The organism is Hamadaea sp. NPDC051192 (genome assembly GCF_040682475.1).
In the GTDB taxonomy this organism is placed as follows: domain Bacteria; phylum Actinomycetota; class Actinomycetes; order Mycobacteriales; family Micromonosporaceae; genus Hamadaea; species Hamadaea flava.
In genome coordinates, this window is the sequence record NZ_JBFBAZ010000029.1 from 1 (window position 1) to 19,740 (window position 19,740).

The following is a 19,740-nucleotide window of genomic DNA, read 5'->3' on the forward strand; positions in this document are numbered from 1 at the left end:
GATGCCGCTGGAGGTGATCACGATCTGGTCGACGCCGGCGAAGTAGCCGCCGCTCGCCGCGTTCTTGCCGACGATGCGCAGGGTCAGCGTGTGGTCGACACGGCGCGGCCTGCAGGCCGGTGTCGGCGCGTTCAAGGACGCCCGCTCGGAGCTGCGCAAGCGGATGCGCGAGCGGCAGCGCCTGCGGATGCTCACGCTCATGGCGGTCGTCGTCACCGTGCTCGGCGCGCTGCCGCTGTACCTGCTGGTGCAGGCGGCGACCCGGGATCCGGTGTTCACCTCGCTCGACGCGCTCCAGGTCCCGGCCTGGGCCGCGACCAGCCACGCCGACGAGGTCGACGGGAGCCGGTGGTGCGTCATCGAATGCCGGTACCGCGAACGGGACGTCGCCTCGCAGAAGTCGCCGGACGAGACCAACACCGCCTACGTCAAGGCCTTGCAGGACGCCGGATGGCAGCGCTGGAGGGTGCCGGACTGTCCGATGCAGGCGGCCGGGGTCACAGTGGAGGGCCACTACACCTGCTGGCGCAAGGACGAGTACACACTCGACCTTTGGGTAAGGAACAAGCCGTGTCCCGACGAGTTGCTGCGCAACCGGCCGACGGTCGGCCCGTCGGGATCGACGGCCGCCTCACCCGGGACGCAGGACTGCAACGGTTCGCTGGTGTCGTTCAAGGTCTATAACGCCATCGCGGACGACCGGCTCAACCGGACCGGCACCGACGCGACCACGTCTCCCGGCGGCTAGCCGCCGGAGATCAGCGGGGCGCAAGGGGCGCAACGCGGCCGAAAAGGTAAGGTCTGCACGTCGGGCTGAGTCGAGGGAGGCCGCGCCATGCGTGGTTGGGAGATCGCGGCGTTGGTCGCCGCGGGGGCGTTCGCGGTGCTGATGCTCGCATTGGTCGTGCCCGTGCTGCGGCTGCGGCACACCATCGACGCCGCGACGCAGACCTTGAAAGACGTTCAGGTGCGCACCGGCCCGCTGCTCGACGAGGTGCACGGCACGGTGGACAACGTGAACACCGCGCTCGGCCAGGTGCAGGTCACCCTGGACGGGGTGAACGTGCAGCTCGCGCGGGTCGACACCATGACGCAGCACGCCCAGGCCGCCACCGCCAACGTGGCCAACCTGGTCGGCGTCGTCTCGGCGGCCGCGTCGAGCCCGCTGGTCAAGGCGGCGGCGTTCAGCTACGGCCTGCGCCGCGCCAACTCCGCGCGCCGCCAGGCTGACGACGAGAAAGCGGTCCGCGCGACGCTCAAGGCGCAGCGCAAGGCCGCGAGGGGGCGGTAGTGGTGAAGCGGCTGCTCTGGCTGGGCGCGGGGCTGGCCATCGGGGCCTTGGTCGTACGCGCGGTGAGCAAGCGCATGCAGCGGCTGACGCCCGGTGGCATCGCCGAGAGCGTGTCCTCCTCGATCGGCGGGATCGGCGAGACGATGCGCGAATTCGTGGAGGACGTCCGCGACGGCATGGCCGAGCGGGAGGATGAGATACATCGGGCGTTCGCCGACGGCGTGGCGCTCGACGACACCACGGCCCTGCCCTGGGCCCGTGGCGTCGGGGAGAAGTTCTACTCGAGCCAGTATTTCAGAGAACAGCAGGAAGGTGACACAAGCCGATGAGAACCGCCGAGGTCAAGCGCCGGTTCCTGGCCCACTTCGAGGCGAACGGTCACACGGTGGTGCCCAGCGCCCCGTTGCCCGCCATCGACGACCCGAACCTGTTGTTCATCAACGCCGGCATGGTGCAGTTCGTCCCGTACTTCCTCGGCCAGCAGCCCGCGCCGTTCAAGCGTGCCGTCAGCGTCCAGAAGTGCATCCGGACGCCGGACATCGACGAGGTCGGCAAGACCAGCCGGCACGGCACGTTCTTCCAGATGAACGGGAACTTCTCGTTCGGGGACTACTTCAAGGCCGAGGCGATCAAGCTGTCGTGGGAGCTGATCACCAACCCGATCGAGGCCGGCGGGTTCGGCATCGACCCGGAGAAGATCTGGGCGACGGTCTACCTCGACGACGACGAGTCCATCGAATACTGGCGCAACGTCGGGCTGCCGGCTGAGCGGATCGTCCGCCGGGGCAAGGCCGACAACTTCTGGTCGATGGGCATCCCCGGCCCGTGCGGTCCCTGCTCGGAGATCTACGTCGACCGCGGCCCGGCGTACGGGCAGGAGGGCGGTCCCGCCGTCGACGAGGACCGCTACATGGAGATCTGGAACAACGTCTTCATGCAGTTCGAGCGCGGTCCGGGCACCGACAAGGAGAACTACCCGATCCTGGGCGAGCTGCCGGCGAAGAACATCGACACCGGTATGGGCCTGGAGCGGATGGCCTCGATCATGCAGGGCGTCGACAACCTCTACGAGATCGACGAGGTCCGCCCGCTGATCGACAAGGCGTGCGAGATGACCGGCAAGCGGTACAACGTCACGCATACGCACACGGCCAGTGAGTCGCACCCCGACGACGTCCGGCTGCGCGTCATCGCCGACCACGTCCGCACCGCGCTGATGCTGATCGGCGACGGGGTCACGCCGTCCAACGAGGGCCGTGGCTACGTGCTGCGCCGGATCATGCGGCGGTCCATCCGGGCGATGCGCCTGCTGGGTTGGCAGGAGCAGGCCCTGCCGCAGCTGCTGCCGGTGGCGCGGGACTGCATGGCCCCGTCCTACCCCGAGCTGGCCACCGACTTCGAGCGCATCTCGCAGTACGCGTACGCGGAGGAGGACGCGTTCCTGTCGACCTTGCGGGCCGGCACGACGATCCTCGACACCGCGATCGCGGAGACGAAGCAGGCCAGCGGCGCGACCCTGGCCGGGGACAAGGCGTTCCAGTTGCACGACACCTACGGCTTCCCGATCGACCTGACCCTGGAGATCGCGGCCGAGCAGGGTCTGTCGGTGGACACCGACGGCTTCCGGGCGCTGATGGCCGAGCAGCGTAAGCGGGCCAAGGCCGACGCCCACGCCCGCAAGACCGGCCATGCCGACCTGTCGGCGTACCGGGGTTCGCTGGAGGCCGGTGGCGAGGTTCAGTTCACCGGATACGCCGAGATCGCCCGCGAGTCGCGCGTACGCAGTCTGCTGACGCCGGCCGGCGAGGCGCTGACGGTGGCCGGCGAGGGCGACCTGATCGAGCTGGTGCTCGACACGACGCCGTTCTACGCCGAGGGCGGCGGCCAGCAGGCCGACACCGGCTTCATCACGGTCGGCTCCGGCCGGGTCCAGGTGATGGACGTGCAGAAGCCGATCCCGGGCCTGATCGTCCACAAGGTCAAGGTGCTGTCCGGCGAGGTCCGGGCGGGCGAGGCCGGGTTCGCCGAGATCGACATCACCCGCCGCAAGGCGATCTCCCGGGCGCACACGGCGACCCACCTGGTGCATCAGACGATGCGCAACTTCCTCGGCGAGGCGGCGACCCAGGCCGGGTCGCTCAACGCGCCGGGCCGGCTGCGGTTCGACTTCAACACGCCGGGCGCCGTCCCGGGCAGCGTGCTGGTCGACGTCGAGCAGAAGATCAACGAGGTCCTGCTGGAAGACCTGGAGGTCCGGGCGTTCCTGACCTCGCAGGCCGAGGCGCGGGCGATGGGCGCGATGGCGCTGTTCGGCGAGAAGTACGGCGACGTCGTGCGGGTCGTCGAGGTCGGCGAGTACGCGCGGGAGCTGTGCGGCGGTACGCACACCGAGCGCTCCGGCCAGCTGGGCCTGGTGAAGATCCTCTCCGAGTCGTCCATCGGCTCCGGCGTACGCCGGGTGGAGGCGCTGGTCGGCCTGGACGCGTTCAGCTACCTGGCCAAGGAGCACCTGCTGGTGTCGCGGCTGGCCGAGCTGTACCGGGTGCCGAACGACCAGGTCGCCGACCGGGTCGAGCAGACGGTGGCGCAGCTGCGCGACGCCGAGCGCGAACTGGAGAAGATGCGGGCGCAGATGGTGCTGGCCGGGGCGGCGTCCCTGGCGGGCGCGGCGACCGATCTCGGCGGGATCGCGTTCGTCGGCACCGAGGCCCCTGAGGGCGCCGGCGCCAACGACGTACGCACCCTGGCCCAGGAGGTCCGCGGCAAGATCGCGGCCGATCGTCCCGGCGTGGTCGCCGTGGCGGCCCGCGCCAACGGCAAGGCGTCGCTGATCGTCGCGGTCAACGGAGCCGCCCGAGCCCGGGGCTTGGACGCGTCGGCGCTGGTCAAGGGTGCGCTGTCGGGCCGGGGCGGCGGCAACGCCGACCTCGCCCAAGGCGGTGGCCTGCCCGCTGAGGATGCGCCGAAGCTGCTGGCCGCCGTCGAGAACGCGGTACGGCAGGCCGCGTGACTTCTCCGTGGGTCCGGGGCGTACGCCTCGGCATCGACGTGGGTTCGGTACGCGTCGGGGTCGCCAAGTGCGACCCCGACGGCATTCTCGCCACCCCCCTCATCACCCTCGCCCGGGATTCCTCGGTCGACGTCTCGGTCCTCGACTTGGCCGGGATCCGGTCCGCCACTGTGGGCGTACCAGCTGATATCGCGGAGATCGCGCGCCTCGTGACTGAACATGACAGCGTAGAGGTTGTCGTGGGTTTACCAGTCAATCTTGCGGGAATGGAGGGTCCGGCCGCGAAAAAGGTTCGCGAATATGTCCGGGTTCTTGCTGAAGCCATCGCTCCTGTCCCAATTGTCATGGCGGACGAGAGGATGTCAACCGTTACGGCAGCCCGTAGGCTCTCCGATCGAGGCGTGAAGGGAAAACGCCAGCGAGCCGTCGTGGATCAGGCGGCCGCCGTAGAGATCCTGCAGCACTACCTGGAGAGTCGACGGAGGCAAGGATGATCGACGACCTGAACCTCGATTTCGAGGATCATGATCGCGGTCGTGGCCGGCGCCGACGGACCGAGCGCTGGGACAGCGGCGCCGAGCACCGCCGGCAGGACGCGAGTCAAGACCAGTGGCAGCAGCAGGGTGGTTGGGCTGGTTCCGGCGCACAAGCGCGTGGTGGTTATGAGCCCCGGTACGACAGTGACCCCCGCTACGACAGCGATCCCCGGTACGACACGGGAACGCAGCGCGGCTACGACCCCCGCTACGACCAGGATCCGCGCTACGCGCCGGATCCGCGATACGCGCCGGACCCCCGTCAGGACACGGGAACGCAGCGTGGTTACGACCCGCGCTACGCGCAGGACCCCCGTTACGACACCGGTTCGCAGTCCGGCTACGACCCCCGGTACGACAGCGACCCCCGTTACGCCAGCGAACCCCGCTACGAGCCCGACCCCCGCTACGACACCGGTTCCCGGGCGTACCGCAAGCTCGACGACCGGTACGACACCGGTTCCCGGCGCGGCGGCTTCCTCGAAGAGGGTTACGACGGGGACGGCCCCGGCCTCCTGCCCGGTGGCGGCGACTATCGCGACGATGACGACGGCGGCAAACGCCGTCCGCGCAAGACGAAGAAGAAGCGGCGCGGCCGCAGCTTCCTCGCCCTCTTCATGACGCTGCTCCTGCTGGGCGCGCTCGGCGGCGGCGCCTACCTGGCGTACGACAAGGTCGCGGGCTACTTCCTCACGCCGGACTACGACGGCGCGGGCACCACCGAGACAGTGGTGATCGAGGTCAAGGACGGCCAGCTGCTCGGCGACATCGCCAACACGCTGGTGACGGCGGACGTGGTGAAGAGCTACAAGGCGTTCGTCTCGGCCGCCGAGGAGGACCCGAAGGCCAAGAACATCCAGGCCGGGTTCTACAACATGCACAAGCAGATGAGCGGCAAGGCCGCCGTCGCCGCGATGCTGGATCCCAAGAACCGCAACGTCCATCAGGTGACCATCGCCGAGGGCATGATCAGCATCGACATCTACGCGGTGCTGTCCAAGGAACTGAAGATCCCCGTCGAGGACTTCAAGAAGGCGGCCGCGAACCCGAAGGCGCTGGGCATTCCGGACTGGTGGTTCGTCCGCAAGGACGGCAAGAAGGTCGCCACCGGCGTCGGCGCCATCGAGGGCTTCCTGTTCCCGGAGACGTACGCGTTCCCGCCGAACGCGACGGCCGAGTCGGCGCTTAAGCTGATGGTGAACCACTTCCTGACGGTCACCGGAGAGATGGGCTTCGCCGAGAACGTCCAGAAGAACCTGGGTGGGGTCTCCCCTTACGAGGCGCTCATCGCCGCCTCCATCGGGCAGAAGGAGATCATGTTCGACAAGGATCTCCCCAAGGTCGCCCGTGTGCTCTACAACCGGGCGTACAAGGACTTCCCGTGCAACTGCCTCCAGGTCGACAGCGCGGTCAACTACTGGCTGCGGATTTCGGGCAAGAAGGCGAAGGACTCCAACGACATCACGACGGCCGAGCAGATGGACACGAAGAGCCCCTATCGGACGCACGTGAACGCGAGCACGCCACCGGCGAAGGGCATGCCGGCCGGGCCGATCTCCAACCCGGGCAAGGCGGCTCTCCAGGGTGCGATGGCTCCGGCGGCCGGTAACTGGACCTACTTCATGTCCATCGACAAGAAGGGCACGATGGGGTACGCGCACAGCCAGGCGGAGTTCGACGCTCTCATCAGAACGGCCTGTAAGAACGGCGTCCTGTACGGCGACCTCTGCTGATCACTCTCGACGAATGAGCCCGGCCGCGACGCGGCCGGGCTCATTCGTGTTCAGGCGGATTCGCGGCGAACTCAGCAGTAGTCAGGCGCCGAGTTGTAGTACGCCCGCCAAGAGCCTTGGCCGCCCGTCTGGTTCAGGATGACGTAGCCGTTGTGGTAGGTCGACGAGTCGAAGTCCCGCATGAGATACAGGACGTGGACTTTGCCGTGGTACTGGGCGTTGCCCACCGAGTCGCCGAGCGGGGCTTCGAGCTGGTCGTCCGCGCGGCCGAACGTCTCGGTCCCGACGACTCCGTCGACGCCTACACCGTGGTCGCGTTGCCAATTCCGAGTCGTGGCAGTCGTGTTCGGGCCGAAGTCGCAGTCGACGTCGGCCACATCGAAAGTGGTCCCGTCGCTCTCCTTGGTGCCGTCGGCCCAGAGGATCCACTGCCACAGCAGCGTCGCCCCGCTGAAGCGATGCGAGCTGGACGACAGCACCCCTTCGTCACCGAAGTCGTTCTTGATGGCACCGGCCCCGGCGATGAAGCCTTCCGAGGTGTTGGCCTGCGCGGGTGCCGCGATCGTCAGGCTGGCGGCGATGGCCACCGCCGAGGTGACGGCCAGCAGGACGCGTTTTGTACGATTCCCCATGTCGTTCCTCCCGTGGTTACCGGCCCGGGGATCGGAACCAGTGATGAATGAGAATACGGAAATCAACGGTTTCGTAGGGGGCGCCGCATGTCAGCCCAGCACAGGGCCGCTGTGCTCGGTCAGCCGATCGAGCACTCGCTGTCCCCGGTGATCCACAACGCCGGGTACGCCGCCGCCGGGCTCGGCGGGTGGGCGTACGAGCGGATCGAATGCTCGATCGACCGCCTGCCGGGGCTGATCGCGGGGCTGGGGCCGGAGTGGGCCGGCCTGTCGCTGACCATGCCGCTCAAGGAGGCCGGACTGACCGTGGCCGACGAGGTCGCCCCGACCGCCGCCGCGCTCGGCGCCTGCAACACCCTGGTACGCCTACCGTCCGGCGGCTGGCGTGCCGAGAACACCGACGCGCCCGGGATGGTGGACGCGTTGGGCTGGGCCGGTGTCACGAGCGCGCAGCGGGTGGCGATCCTCGGGGCCGGCGGCACCGCGCGGGCGGCGCTGGCCGCGGCAGGGGAGTTGAAGGCGGCCGTGATCGAGGTGCACGCCCGGCGCGCGGCGGCGGTCGACGAGCTTCGGCCGGTCGCCGAACTGCTCGGCCTGCCCGACATCGCGTACGCACCCTGGCCGTCGCCGGCCCAGGTCGCCGAGGCTGACGTCGTGGTCTCGACGCTGCCGTTCGGAGTCGCCGACGACCTGGTCGTGCCGTGGCGGCCGGAGACGGTCGTGTTCGACGCGGTCTACAAGCCCTGGCCGACCCCGTTGGCGGGATCGGCCGCGGCGGCGGGCTGCCGGATCGTGTCCGGCCTCGACCTGCTGCTGGCCCAGGCGGTGCATCAGTTCGAGATGTTCACCGGGGTCAGCGCACCGGTCGAGGCCATGCGTACCGCCCTCTTCAGCGCCGCCTAGGCTGGCCGCTTTCGCGCTGGCCGCTTTCGCGCTGGCCGCTTCGCGCTGGCCGCTTCGCGCTTCGCTTTCGCGCTGGATCAGGGATCCGGGTCGAATCTTTCCCCAAGATTCGACCGAGATCCGTGATCCAGTGCCGTCCGCAGCCGGCGGCGGACGCCGTTGGCGGCTTAGCCGCCGATGTAGTGGGCGAGGTGCTCGCCGGTCAGGGTCGCGGGCTTCTTGACGAGGTCGGCGGGAGTGCCTTCGAAGACGACCTGGCCGCCGTCGTGACCCGCTCCCGGGCCGAGGTCGATGATCCAGTCGGCGTGGGCCATCACGGCCTGGTGGTGCTCGATGACGATCACCGACTTGCCGGAGTCCACCAGCCGGTCGAGCAGCCCGAGCAGGTGCTCCACGTCGGCGAGGTGCAACCCGTTGGTCGGCTCGTCGAGCACGTAGACGCCGCCCTTCTCGGCCATGTGCACGGCGAGCTTGAGGCGCTGCCGTTCGCCGCCGGACAGGGTGGTCAGCGGCTGGCCCAGGCTGAGGTAGCCGAGTCCGACGTCGGCGAGCCGGTCGAGGATCGCGTGCGCCGCCGGCGTACGCGCGTCGCCGGAGCCGAAGAACTCCTCGGCCTCGGTCACCGGCATCGCCAGCACCTCGCTGATGTCGCGCCCGCCGAGTCGGTATTCGAGGACCGAGGCCTGGAACCGCTTGCCTTCGCACTCCTCGCAGACCGTCGAGACCTGAGCCATGATGCCGAGGTCGGTGTAGATGACCCCGGCGCCGTTGCAGGCCGGGCAGGCGCCTTCGGAGTTGGCGCTGAACAGGGCGGGCTTCACGCCGTTGGCTTTGGCGAACGCCTTGCGGATCGGGTCGAGCAGGCCGGTGTAGGTCGCGGGATTGCTGCGCCGCGAGCCCCGGATGCCGGTCTGATCGACGCTCACCACACCATCGAGTTTGGACACCGAACCGTGGATCAGGGAACTCTTCCCCGAACCCGCCACGCCGGTCACCACGACGAGTACGCCCAACGGGATGTCGACGTCCACGTCCCGGAGGTTGTGCGTACCGGCGCCGCGGATCTCCAGCTTGCCGGACGGTTTGCGTACCTTGGCCTTCAGTGCGGCCCGGTCGTCGAGGTGCCGGCCGGTCAGCGTCCCGCTGCTACGCAGACCTTCGACCGTGCCCTCGAACATCACCTCGCCACCGGCCGAGCCCGCGCCGGGACCGAGGTCGACGACGTGATCGGCGATCGCGATCGCCTCCGGCTTGTGCTCCACGACCAGGACCGTGTTGCCCTTGTCTCGCAACCGCTGGAGGAGGCCGTTCATTCGCTGGATGTCGTGCGGGTGCAGGCCGATGGTGGGCTCGTCGAAGACGTAGGTGACGTCGGTGAGCGACGAACCGAGGTGCCGGATCATCTTCGTCCGCTGCGCCTCGCCGCCCGACAGCGTGCCGGACGGCCGATCCAGGGAGAGATAGCCGAGCCCGATCTCCACGAACGAGTCCAGCGTCTGCTGCAACGCCGTCAGCAGGGGAGCGACCGAGGGCTCGTCTAGACCGCGTACCCAATCGGAGAGGTCGCTGATCTGCATCGCGCAGGCTTCGGCGATGTTGATGCCCGCGACCTTCGACGACCGGGCCGGAGCGGCCAGGCGGGTCCCCTCGCACTCCGGGCAGGTCGTGAAGGTGACGGCCCGCTCGACGAAGGCTCGGATGTGCGGCTGCAGGGCGTCGACGTCCTTGGAGAGGAACGACTTCTGGATCTTCGGGATCAGGCCCTCGTAGGTGAGGTTGATGCCGTCGACCTTGATCTTCGTCGGCTCCTTGTGGAGCAGGTCGTGCAGCTCCTTCTTGGTGAACTTCTTGATCGGCTTGTCCGGGTCGAAGAAGCCGGAACCACGGTAGATCCGCCCGTACCACCCATCCATGCTGTAGCCGGGGATGGTCAGCGCGCCCTCGTTGAGCGACTTCTCCTCGTCGTAGAGCGCCGTCAGGTCGAAGTCGCTGACCGAGCCCATGCCCTCACACCGTGGGCACATGCCGCCGGTGCTGGTCCGGGAGAACGTCTCGGTCTTGCCCTCGCCGCGCTCGACGGTGATCGCACCGGTGCCGCTGACCGAGGGGACGTTGAACGAGTACGCGTTCGGCGAGCCGATGTGCGGTACGCCGAGCCGGCTGAACAGGATGCGCAGCATCGCGTTGGCGTCGGTCGCGGTGCCGACCGTCGAGCGGACGTTGGCGCCCATCCGCTCCTGGTCGACGATGATGGCCGTGGTCAGCCCGTCGAGGACGTCGACCTCCGGCCGGGACAGCGTCGGCATGAAGCCCTGGACGAAGGCGCTGTAGGTCTCGTTGATCATCCGCTGCGACTCGGCGGCGATCGTGTCGAAGACCAGCGAACTCTTGCCCGAGCCGGACACGCCCGTGAACACGGTCAACCGGCGTTTGGGGATCTCGATGCTGACGTCCTTGAGATTGTTCTCGCGTGCCCCATGCACACGGATCAAGTCATGGCTGTCGGCAGCGTGCATCGTCACTCCGTCCCTCGTGTCTGATTCGGCCGGTCCCAAAGTAGCCGGGCCCGCCGACATTCGGCGGACCCGGCTGACTACTACGGGTTACTTGTCCTCGAGGAGGCCCAGCACATTGCCGTCGGCGTCGGTGAACGTGGCCACCGTGCGTCCTGGACCGACCTCGCGCGGCTCGTCCTTTACCTTCCCGCCCGCGGCGGTCACCTCGGCCAGCTTGGCGGCGATGTCCGAGACATGCCAGTACGCCACCGGCGACGCCATGGACTGCGGCCCGCCCTTCGGCACGAGTCCGATGTGCTGGCCGGCGAGGTCGTAGCCGACGTAGTACTCCGAGTCGGCCTGCGGCTCGATGCCGAGCAGTGCGGTGTAGACCGCCTTGGCGGCCGCGAGATCGGACACCGGGTGCAGAACGGTCTTAATGCCCTCGTTGGACACGTCAGTCATAGTCACTCCTAGCTCACGGATTTCCCCTCTGACCTCACGCTACGTGCTGGGGGTGGGCCGTGCTTCTTCATTCCTGATCGATTCCGCCCGACGTCGGTCCTAGGCCTGTTTGATCAGGGGGTTGGGGGACCGAGCAGGGTGCTATGGACACGACACGCCGGTCGATCGCGACCGATAGTTCATGATCACGCGGATAACCCCGGGCGGGGTCAGGCGGTGACGGGGCGAAGCTCGTCCCGGGTCAGCAGCGAGACGACGACGAGCGAGGCGAAGGCGAAGCCGAGCATCACGGCGGCCATGGGCACTCCGCTGGCCGCGCCCAGCGCCGCGACCAGCGGCCCGGCGATGGCGCTGATGGCTGATTGGGTCGCGCCCATGAAGGCGGCGGCCGTGCCGGCCATCTCGGGATGCTGGTCGAGGGCGAGCGCGGTGCTGTTGGGGAAGACGACGCCGAGGCTGCCGATGAACAGGAACAGCGTGGCCATCACCAGGGGCAGGCTGCCGGTCTCCGCGCCGGCCAGCAGCACGGCGGTCGCGCCGAGTCCGATGACCAGCGCGGTGAAGAGCAGGGCGCGGGGCGTACGGCGGCCGACGATCCGGGCCGAGAGCTGTCCGGCAGTGACCAGGGCGATCGCGTTGAGGCCGAAGATCAGGCCGTAGACCTGCGGCGACACTCCGAAGACGTCTTGCAGGACGAACGAGCTGCCGGACAGGTAGGCGAACAGCCCCGCGAAGCTGAGCCCACCGGCCAATGAGTATCCCAGGTAGCGCCGGTCGCCGGCGAGCCGGCCGAAGCCGCGCAGAACCGTTGTCAGGCCGCCGGTGCGCCGGGCCGAGGCCGGCAGTGTCTCCGGCAGGAACCGCAGGATCGCCACACCCAGGAGCACGCCGTAGGCCGCCAGCAGCACGAAGATGCCGCGCCAGGTGGTGAAGCGCAGGACCGCCGCGCCCACCGTCGGGGCCACGACCGGCGCGACGCCGAACACGAGCAGGATGCGCGACAGGTAGCGGGAGGCCTCGGCGCCCGAGTACAGGTCCCGGACGACCGCCCGCGAGATCGCCGTGCCGAACCCGCCGCCGATGCCCTGGAGCAGCCGCAACGCCACCAGGATCGGAATGCTGGGGGCGAACGCGATGAGCACCGAGGTGATCGCGAACACGACCGTGCCGACGAGCACCGGGCCGCGGCGGCCGAACCGGTCCGAGATCGGCCCGCCCAGCAGCTGCCCGACCCCGATGCCCACCAGCGCCGCGGTCAGCGTGAGCTGCACCTGGGGCGCCGTCACGCTGAGGTCCTCGGCGATCGCGGGGAAGGCCGGCAGGTACATGTCGAACGAGAACGCGCCGACCGCGCTCAATCCACCTAGGACGGTCAAGAGCAGGCCAGGTCGCACACGCACGGTCACATGCTCGGCCAACGCGCGCCTCACTCTTTCCATTTCTTGATACGCCGAGAGTAGTGATCGTCACACGACAGGTCGAGGCGAGCGCAACTCGGTGACGCCACGCACCAGGAAGACGCCGTACGTCGAGGCGACCATGACGAAGACGGCGATGGCCACGAAGGCGCCCATGCCGATGGTGGAGGCGAGCAGCGGGGCGACCGCGATGGCGATGGGCTGCAGGGCGAAGTTGCCGATCGACTCCAACGAGAAGACGCGCCCGTGGACCTCGGCCGGGAACTCGGTCTGCAACGCGGTGAACCACAGTACGAAGAAGACGCCGATGCCGCCCCAGGCCAGCATCTCGACCAGGCACCACAACGGCAACGACACCGGCAGGGCCAGGCAGAGCGGCAGGATCGCACACGGGACGAGCGCGTTCATCGCCCAGAGGCCGGGGCGCTTCGTCCGGATCCTTCCGGCGACGGCCGAGCCCAGCATCATGCCGATCGAGGCGGACGCCGACAGCCACCCGTACGCCTCCGGCCCCCACCGCTGCTGGCTGACGATCGGCACGAGGGCGTAGTTCGGGGCGAACAGGAAGAACACCTGCAACGTCCCCTGGATCATGATCACCAGCGCCCAGGGGCGGCGGCGTACCTCCCGGATGCCGTCGCGCGCCTCGGTGAGCACAGCTCGTACGCCCGGCGGCACATCCCCGGTACGCAGGGCGGGCAGCCGCAGCCAGAGCAGCGTCACCAGGCTTACGGCGTACGTGGCGAGGTCGACGACGAACGCGCCCCGAGCGCCCACCGTGGCGATCAGTACGCCGCCGAGCAGCGCACCGCCGGCCGCGCCGAGCCGCTTCGTGGCCGATTCGAGCGCGTTCGCCTTCTGCAGCAGCGCCTCGGGCACCACCTGCGGCATGGCGGCGCGGTGTGCGGGCTGGTAGATCGCCCCACCGACGCCGACCAGGCAGGCCGCCCCCATCAGCAGCGCCAGCGGGCCGGATTCGGCGAAGGCGAGGAATCCGGCGACGCCGACCACGCAGACGGCGTCCGAGATCGCCATGACGACGCTGCGGGAATAACGGTCGGCGATCACCCCGCCGAACAGCAGCAGGAGCACACCGGCCAGCGCCTGTGCCGCGATGACCAGGCCGAACGCGGTGGCGCCCCGGGCCGGCAGGACCAGCGCGGGCAACGCGATCAGCGACACCGAACTGCCGACGACGCTGGTCACCTGCCCCAGCCAGAAGGCCAGATAGCGCGGGTACGCGAACAGGGCGCGATAACTCGGCGGGACGGCGTCGGCGGTGGTCACGCCGACATCCTGCTGTCTTCGGCGACGGTGATCAAACCAGTTTGGCCGCGCGTACGCCCAGCCAGGCCCGGTAGTGCGACCGGTGCGCCGCGTCGAGGACGGTCAGCCCGGCCTCGGCCAGCAGCGCGGTGAGCGAATCGAGCCGGTGGTACGCGAACCACCGCAACCCGTCGCCGCCGTATCCGTGCCGTTCCCAGCCTTCGCCGTCGCCCTCGGCGACCACGAGGTGCACGGCGCCGCCCGGCCGCACCACGCGGGCGAACTCGGCCAGCACCTCGGGAACGTGGTCGTGCGGGATGTGCAGCAGCGCCGCCTGGCACCACAGCCCGTCGAGGCAGCCGTCCCGGAGCGGCAGCGCACGCATGTCGGCCTGCGCCACGCCGGCGTGCCCGCCGGCTCGGAGCATCTCGGCGGACAGGTCAAGCCCGATCGTGCGGAAGCCGATCCCGCGCAGCAGAGCCAGATCGCGCCCGGGCCCGCAGCCGACGTCGGCGACCCGGGAACCGGCGGAAATCCGACTGGCCAGCCAGTTCAGGTCGGCCGTCAACTCCGGATAACCCTCCGCCTGCGCCTCGGCGAACTGCGCGGCGATCACGTCGTACGTCGATCGGGTAACGGACACCGCGTCGGCCATGGCGTGGAGGGTACGCCCGGCGTTAATGTTGCCGCTGCCCGTGCGGGACCCAACGCGGGTAGGAGGTCGGTTGGACTCCACGGAGCTGCAACGATTGCACCGGCTCGTCATCGAGTTCCTCGGCGACGTCGCCGTCGACGTATTGGATTATCCGACCGGCGCGATCGCCCTCACCATCTATCGCCACAGCCGGGTCGCCGTCCTCGACGGGATGGCCGACCGATCCCAGTGGGGCGTCACGGTCATCACCGAACCCGAGTTCTTCCACGCGGGCTACGACCAGGTCTTCGAAACGCTCGCCGAAGCCTTGGCCTACCTCCGCGACCGCACCTGACCCGGCACCGCACCGCGGATGCGGCGCTGGGCGTACCCCAATGTGAGACGCGGGGCACGGGGTGGCGGAGGTCGCCGGCGGGGCGTGACAGACTGATCAGGTGTTGCGTTGGTTGACCGCAGGGGAGTCGCACGGCCCGTCCTTGACGGCTGTGCTGGACGGCCTGCCCGCCGGTATCGAGATCACGAGCGCCGAGATCGGCCGCGACTTGGCGCGGCGGCGGCTGGGTTATGGCCGGGGCGCCCGCATGTCGTTCGAGCAGGACGTCGTGACCGTGACCGGTGGTGTCCGGCACGGGCTGACGCTCGGCAGCCCCGTCTCGATCATCGTCGGCAACTCCGAGTGGCCGAAGTGGGAGACGGTGATGGCGGCCGATCCGGTCGACTCGGAGCTGCTCGCCGCGCAGGCGCGTAACGCGCCGCTGACCCGGCCCCGCCCGGGGCACGCCGACCTGGCCGGGATGCAGAAGTACGGGCACACCGACGCCCGGCCGATCCTGGAGCGGGCCAGCGCCCGGGAGACGGCTGCCCGGGTGGCCGTCGGCGCGGTCGCCAAGGCGCTGCTCAAGCAGGGGCTCGGCATCGAGATCGTCTCGCACGTCGTCGAGCTGGGCTCGGTCGCGGCCAAGCCGGGCCTGGTCCCGATGCCCGCCGACGCCGAGCGGGTCGACGCCGACCCGTTGCGCTGCCTCGACCCGGAGGCGAGCGCGGCGATGGTCGCCGAGGTCGACGCGGCGAAGAAGGACGCCGACACGCTGGGCGGCGTCGTGGAGGTGCTGGCCTACGGGGTGCCGCCGGGCCTGGGCAGCCACACCCAGTGGGATCGCAAGCTCGACTCGCGGCTGTCCGCCGCCCTGATGTCGATCCAGGCCATCAAAGGTGTGGAGATCGGCGACGCCTGGTTGCAGGCCCGGTCGCGGGGGTCGGTCGCGCACGACGAGATCTTCCCGAGCCCGGACGGCGTACTGCGCAACACCGACCACGCGGGCGGGCTGGAAGGCGGCATCACCAACGGCCAGCCCGTGCGCGTACGCGCGGCGATGAAGCCGATCTCGTCGCTCAACCGGGCGCTGAACACGATCGACGTGACGACCGGCGAATCGGCGACCGCGATCAACCAGCGGTCCGACGTCTGCGCCGTGCCGGCCGCGGCCGTGGTCGCCGAGGCGATGGTGGCGCTGGTGCTGGCCGAGGCGGCGCTGGAGAAGTTCGGCGGGGACTCGGTCGCTGAGATCCGCCGGAACCTCGACGGCTACCTCGAGAACCTGGTGATCCGATGAGCCGGCCGGTCGCGGTGCTGGTCGGCGCGCCCGGCAGCGGCAAGACCACCATCGGCGAGCTGCTGGCCGACGCGCTGGGCGTACCGTTCCGGGACGTCGACGCCGACATCGTGGCGAGCGCCGGCAAGCCGATCTCGGACATCTTCGTCGACGACGGCGAGGAGCACTTCCGGGAGCTGGAACGGGCCGCTGTGGCCGTCGCGCTCGCCGAGCACGCCGGCGTCGTCTCGCTCGGCGGCGGGGCCATCCTCGCCGAGCCGACCCGGGCGCTGCTGGCCGAGCACACCGTCGTCTACCTGAGCGTCGACCTGCCCGACGCGGTGCACCGCATCGGGCTGGGCCAGGGCCGGCCGCTGCTGGAGCTGAACCCGCGGGCCACCCTGAAGTATCTGCTGGACCAACGGCGTCCGCTGTACGAAGAGGTCGCCACCATCACGGTGAAGACCGACGGCCGCGAACCCGCCGACATCGCCGCCGAGCTGCGCCAGGCGCTGGCATGACCACCACGATCACCGTCGGCGGGCCGCGGCCCTACGAGGTGCTCGTCGGGCGGAGCCTGCACGGCGAACTGCCCCGGCTGGCCGGCAAGGCCACCCGGGCGGCGGTGATCTTCACGCGGTCGGTCGAGCACTACGCCCAGCACGCGGCGCACGCGCTCATCGACGGCGGGCTGAGCGTACTGCCGATCGAGATCCCCGACGCCGAGGCGGGCAAGACCCTCGCGACCGCCCAGTTGTGCTGGGACGCGCTGGGGGCCGCCGGGTTCACCCGGTCCGACGTCATCGTGGGCGTCGGCGGGGGAGCGGCGACCGACCTCGCCGGCTACGTCGCCGCCTGCTGGCTGCGCGGTGTCGCCTGGATCCCGGTCTCGACCAGCGTCAACGGCATGGTCGACGCCGCGATCGGGGGCAAGACCGGGATCAACGTCGCCGCCGGCAAGAACCTCGTCGGCGCGTTCCACACGCCGGCCGGCGTGCTGTGCGAGCTGTCGGCGCTCGACACACTCCCTGGTGACCAGTTGCGCGCCGGGCTCGCCGAGGTGGTCAAGGGTGGGTTCATCGCCGACCCGGTGATCCTCGACCTGTTCGAGGCCGACCTGGCGGCCGCGACCGATCCCGCCGGGCCTGTGCTCCGCGAGCTGATCGAGCGGAAGGTACGCGTCAAGGCCGAGGTGGTCGCGGAGGACCTGACCGAACAGGGCCGCCGCGAGATCCTCAACTACGGGCACACCCTCGGGCACGCCATCGAACGCGTCGAGGGCTACACCTGGCCGCACGGGCACGCCGTCGCGGTCGGGATGGTGTACGCCGCGCTGCTGTCCCGGCGTACCGGCCGGGTGGACGTGGTGGACCGGACCCGGAAGATCCTGACCGATCTGGACCTGCCGGTGACCTATCGCGCGGACGCCTGGGAGCGGCTGCTGCCCGCGATGCGCGTGGACAAGAAGGCACGCGGCGCCGCGCTGCGGTTCGTCCTGCTGGACGAGGTGGCCAAGCCGGTGACCGTGCCGATCGAGGACGAGGCGCTGCTGCGCGCCGCCTACGAGGAGCTTGTACGGTGACGAAGGTTTATGTCTTGAACGGGGTGAACCTGGGCCGGCTCGGCTCCCGGCAGACCCTGATCTACGGCGCGACCAGCTACGAGGACCTGGCCAAGATGTGCGTCGTGGAGGGCGAGCGGCTCGGCCTGGACGTCGAGTGCCGGCAGACCGACGACGAGACCGAGATGATCCACTGGCTGTACGAGGCCGCCGACGAGGCGATCCCGGTGGTGCTCAACTCGGCCGCGTGGAGCCACTACTCGTACGCCCTCCGGGACGCCTGCGCGATGTTGAAGGCCCCGCTCGTCGAGGTGCACATCTCGAACATCCACGCGCGGGAGGAGTTCCGCCACCACTCGGTGATCTCCGGGGTGGCGACCGGGGTGATCGCCGGGCTCGGCGTCGACGGCTATCGGCTGGCCCTGTCCTACCTGTCCCGCGTGATCACCGACACCTCGGCTCCAGCGGCCTGATGACCGGCCGGTAAACTGGTCAGGCTTGTTCGTTATCAATTTCGCATACCCGGGAGCTTTTCCAGTGGCCAGCACGAACGACCTCAAGAACGGCTTGGTGCTCAACCTCGACAACGAGCTGTGGAGCGTGGTCGAGTTCCAGCACGTCAAGCCGGGTAAGGGTCCCGCGTTCGTGCGGACGACCCTCAAGCACGTGCTCTCGGGCAAGGTCGTCGACAAGACCTTCAACGCCGGCACCAAGGTCGAGACCGCCAACGTCGACAAGCGCTCGATGCAGTACCTGTACGCCGACGGCGAGGACTTCGTCTTCATGGATCTGGACACCTACGACCAGATCCACGTCTCCGGGACGACCGTGGGCACCAACGCCAACTACCTGCTGCCCGAGGCCGAGGTGGTCGTCGCCACCCACGAGGGCGCCCCGCTGTACATCGAGCTGCCGACCTCGGTCATGGTCGAGGTCACCTACACCGAGCCGGGCCTGCAGGGCGACCGCTCGACGGGCGGCACCAAGCCCGCGACCATCGAGACCGGCGCCACCGTGCAGGTTCCGCTGTTCATCACCACCGGCGAGAAGATCAAGGTCGACACCCGCGACGGGCGTTACCTGGGCCGCTCGTAATGGCGGAGGCACCGAAGTCGCAGATGCCCGCTCGCCGCAAGGCGCGCAAGCGGGCTCTGGACGTCCTCTACGAGGCCGACCTGCGCGACCGCAACATCGCCAAGACGCTGTCGGACTACGTCGAGCGGCTGGAGTTCCCGCGCCCGGAGCACCTGCCCTACGCGGTGTCGCTGGTGGAAGGCGTGTCCGCCCACCTCGACCGGATCGACGAGCTGATCGCGAGCTACGCCGAGGGCTGGACGATCGACCGCATGCCGGTGGTCGACCGCAACCTCGCCCGGATCGCCGTCTACGAGCTGCTCTACGTCGAGGACGTGGACGACCCGGTGGCGATCACGGAGGCGGTCGAGCTGGCCAAGGAGTTGTCGACCGACGACTCGCCGCGCTTCCTCAACGGCATTCTCGGCCGGATCGCCGACTACGCCCACTGATCGCGTCGTACGCGAAAAGCCGCCCCTCGGGGCGGCTTTTCGCGTACGCGGGGTCAGCTGCCGGCGAAGAAGGCTCGCGGGTCGGGCACGAGCACTCCCAGCTCGGCCAGCCGGTCGGTGAACTCCGACGGCGACTTGTCGTACATGATGGCGAGCGCCCGCATGTCGTCCGCGCGGATCGACAGGATGCGGCCGTTGTAGTCGCCGCGCTGCTGCTGGATGGCGCGGGCGTACCGGGCGACGTAGCCCAGCTCCTCGTTCGAGGACTCGTAGAGCTTCTCGAGGTCCAGAACGATCTTGGTGGCGCGTTCCTCGCTCTGCTTGACCTCGGCGCCGTCCGGAAGCAACTCGGACACGGGTACCCGGTAGAAATCGGCCAGCTCGGCCAGGCGCGAGACGGTCACCGCGCGGTCGCCGCGCTCGTAGGAGCCGACCACCACGGCCTTCCAGCGGCCGTTCGACTTCTCCTCCACGCCCTGCAGGGAGAGGCCCTGCTGAGTGCGGATCGAGCGCAGCCGGGCACCCAGTGACCTGGAGTATTCCGTCGACATCTACACCCTCCCACAGTGCTGATCCACGAGTGATCGTTACGCAGCGTGACGGTACGTCGGTTACGCGCTGTGGTCAAGTGCTGCTAGCCCACTTGTTGGTACGCCG

At 69.3% G+C, this 19,740-nt stretch carries 22 protein-coding genes; 14 read left to right on the plus strand and 8 right to left on the minus strand.

Annotated elements, in window-relative coordinates:
- On the minus strand, positions 1–201 hold a 201-nt coding region (locus tag AB0M47_RS15050), incomplete at its 3' end, for a hypothetical protein (RefSeq protein WP_363413065.1).
- Between AB0M47_RS15050 and AB0M47_RS15055 the strand changes: the two genes are divergently transcribed.
- The 6 genes from AB0M47_RS15055 (at position 200) to mltG (ending at position 6,570) form a co-directional block, all read left to right on the plus strand.
- A complete protein-coding gene (locus AB0M47_RS15055; RefSeq protein WP_363413067.1) occupies positions 200–748 on the plus strand; it encodes a hypothetical protein in 549 nt (182 codons plus the stop codon). The two genes, AB0M47_RS15050 and AB0M47_RS15055, sit on opposite strands and share 2 nt — an antisense overlap.
- Before the next feature lie 87 nt (positions 749–835).
- The gene (locus AB0M47_RS15060) at positions 836–1,291 is read left to right on the plus strand and encodes a DUF948 domain-containing protein (RefSeq protein ID WP_253762196.1); all 456 of its coding nucleotides are present in this window, start codon (positions 836–838) and stop codon (positions 1,289–1,291) included.
- Between the two features lie 2 nt (positions 1,292–1,293).
- Positions 1,294–1,620, plus strand: a complete 327-nt coding sequence (locus AB0M47_RS15065; RefSeq protein ID WP_253762198.1) for a hypothetical protein — start codon at positions 1,294–1,296, stop codon at positions 1,618–1,620.
- Entirely contained in the window at positions 1,617–4,301 is a 2,685-nt protein-coding gene (gene alaS / locus AB0M47_RS15070; protein WP_363413069.1) for an alanine--tRNA ligase, read from the plus strand. The genes AB0M47_RS15065 and alaS overlap by 4 nt, the downstream gene beginning before the upstream one ends.
- Positions 4,298–4,795, plus strand: coding sequence for a Holliday junction resolvase RuvX (gene ruvX / locus AB0M47_RS15075; protein ID WP_253762200.1), 498 nt, complete (start codon positions 4,298–4,300; stop codon positions 4,793–4,795). Before alaS ends, ruvX begins: the two co-directional genes overlap by 4 nt.
- A complete protein-coding gene (gene mltG / locus AB0M47_RS15080; RefSeq protein ID WP_363413071.1) occupies positions 4,792–6,570 on the plus strand; it encodes an endolytic transglycosylase MltG in 1,779 nt (592 codons plus the stop codon). Before ruvX ends, mltG begins: the two co-directional genes overlap by 4 nt.
- Positions 6,571–6,641: 71 nt before the next feature.
- Here the strand turns inward: mltG and AB0M47_RS15085 are convergent, their stop codons facing one another.
- Entirely contained in the window at positions 6,642–7,202 is a 561-nt protein-coding gene (locus tag AB0M47_RS15085; protein ID WP_363413073.1) for a peptidoglycan-binding protein, read from the minus strand.
- Positions 7,203–7,289: 87 nt separating this feature from the next.
- Here AB0M47_RS15085 and AB0M47_RS15090 point away from each other — a divergent pair, with 87 nt between their 5' ends.
- Entirely contained in the window at positions 7,290–8,105 is an 816-nt protein-coding gene (locus AB0M47_RS15090) for a shikimate dehydrogenase (RefSeq protein ID WP_363413075.1), read from the plus strand.
- A 167-nt stretch (positions 8,106–8,272) separates the two neighbouring features.
- Here AB0M47_RS15090 and AB0M47_RS15095 read toward each other — a convergent pair whose 3' ends face one another.
- The 5 genes from AB0M47_RS15095 to AB0M47_RS15115 all read right to left on the minus strand — a co-directional run bounded on the left by AB0M47_RS15095 (position 8,273) and on the right by AB0M47_RS15115 (position 14,404).
- Positions 8,273–10,621 carry an excinuclease ABC subunit UvrA gene (locus tag AB0M47_RS15095; RefSeq protein WP_363413077.1) on the minus strand — a complete coding sequence of 783 codons (2,349 nt, stop codon included), beginning with the start codon at positions 10,619–10,621 and terminating at the stop codon, positions 8,273–8,275.
- Positions 10,622–10,708: 87 nt separating this feature from the next.
- Positions 10,709–11,065 carry a VOC family protein gene (locus AB0M47_RS15100; RefSeq protein WP_363413079.1) on the minus strand — a complete coding sequence of 119 codons (357 nt, stop codon included), beginning with the start codon at positions 11,063–11,065 and terminating at the stop codon, positions 10,709–10,711.
- 209 nt (positions 11,066–11,274) lie between these two features.
- Entirely contained in the window at positions 11,275–12,465 is a 1,191-nt protein-coding gene (locus AB0M47_RS15105) for a Bcr/CflA family multidrug efflux MFS transporter (protein WP_363413081.1), read from the minus strand.
- 66 nt (positions 12,466–12,531) lie between these two features.
- Positions 12,532–13,770, minus strand: a complete 1,239-nt coding sequence (locus tag AB0M47_RS15110; protein ID WP_363413083.1) for an MFS transporter — start codon at positions 13,768–13,770, stop codon at positions 12,532–12,534.
- Positions 13,771–13,801: 31 nt separating this feature from the next.
- Positions 13,802–14,404 carry a class I SAM-dependent methyltransferase gene (locus tag AB0M47_RS15115; RefSeq protein WP_363413085.1) on the minus strand — a complete coding sequence of 201 codons (603 nt, stop codon included), beginning with the start codon at positions 14,402–14,404 and terminating at the stop codon, positions 13,802–13,804.
- A 70-nt stretch (positions 14,405–14,474) separates the two neighbouring features.
- Between AB0M47_RS15115 and AB0M47_RS15120 the strand changes: the two genes are divergently transcribed.
- The 7 genes from AB0M47_RS15120 (at position 14,475) to nusB (ending at position 19,083) form a co-directional block, all read left to right on the plus strand.
- Positions 14,475–14,738: a hypothetical protein gene (locus AB0M47_RS15120; RefSeq protein WP_253762216.1), complete on the plus strand. Its 264-nt coding sequence runs from the start codon at positions 14,475–14,477 to the stop codon at positions 14,736–14,738.
- 100 nt (positions 14,739–14,838) lie between these two features.
- On the plus strand, positions 14,839–16,017 hold the full coding sequence (aroC, locus tag AB0M47_RS15125) for a chorismate synthase (protein WP_363413087.1): 1,179 nt from the start codon (positions 14,839–14,841) through the stop codon (positions 16,015–16,017).
- On the plus strand, positions 16,014–16,517 hold the full coding sequence (locus AB0M47_RS15130; RefSeq protein ID WP_363413089.1) for a shikimate kinase: 504 nt from the start codon (positions 16,014–16,016) through the stop codon (positions 16,515–16,517). The genes aroC and AB0M47_RS15130 overlap by 4 nt, the downstream gene beginning before the upstream one ends.
- Entirely contained in the window at positions 16,514–17,578 is a 1,065-nt protein-coding gene (gene aroB / locus AB0M47_RS15135) for a 3-dehydroquinate synthase (protein WP_363413091.1), read from the plus strand. Before AB0M47_RS15130 ends, aroB begins: the two co-directional genes overlap by 4 nt.
- A complete protein-coding gene (gene aroQ / locus AB0M47_RS15140) occupies positions 17,575–18,030 on the plus strand; it encodes a type II 3-dehydroquinate dehydratase (protein ID WP_363413093.1) in 456 nt (151 codons plus the stop codon). The genes aroB and aroQ overlap by 4 nt, the downstream gene beginning before the upstream one ends.
- Before the next feature lie 64 nt (positions 18,031–18,094).
- Positions 18,095–18,652 carry an elongation factor P gene (efp, locus tag AB0M47_RS15145; protein WP_253762226.1) on the plus strand — a complete coding sequence of 186 codons (558 nt, stop codon included), beginning with the start codon at positions 18,095–18,097 and terminating at the stop codon, positions 18,650–18,652.
- A 23-nt stretch (positions 18,653–18,675) separates the two neighbouring features.
- Positions 18,676–19,083, plus strand: coding sequence for a transcription antitermination factor NusB (gene nusB, locus AB0M47_RS15150; protein ID WP_363413095.1), 408 nt, complete (start codon positions 18,676–18,678; stop codon positions 19,081–19,083).
- 53 nt (positions 19,084–19,136) lie between these two features.
- On the opposite strand, the gene AB0M47_RS15155 is transcribed toward nusB, so the two are convergent.
- Positions 19,137–19,634: a transcriptional regulator gene (locus AB0M47_RS15155; RefSeq protein WP_253762227.1), complete on the minus strand. Its 498-nt coding sequence runs from the start codon at positions 19,632–19,634 to the stop codon at positions 19,137–19,139.
- Between the last annotated feature and the right edge of the window lie 106 nt (positions 19,635–19,740).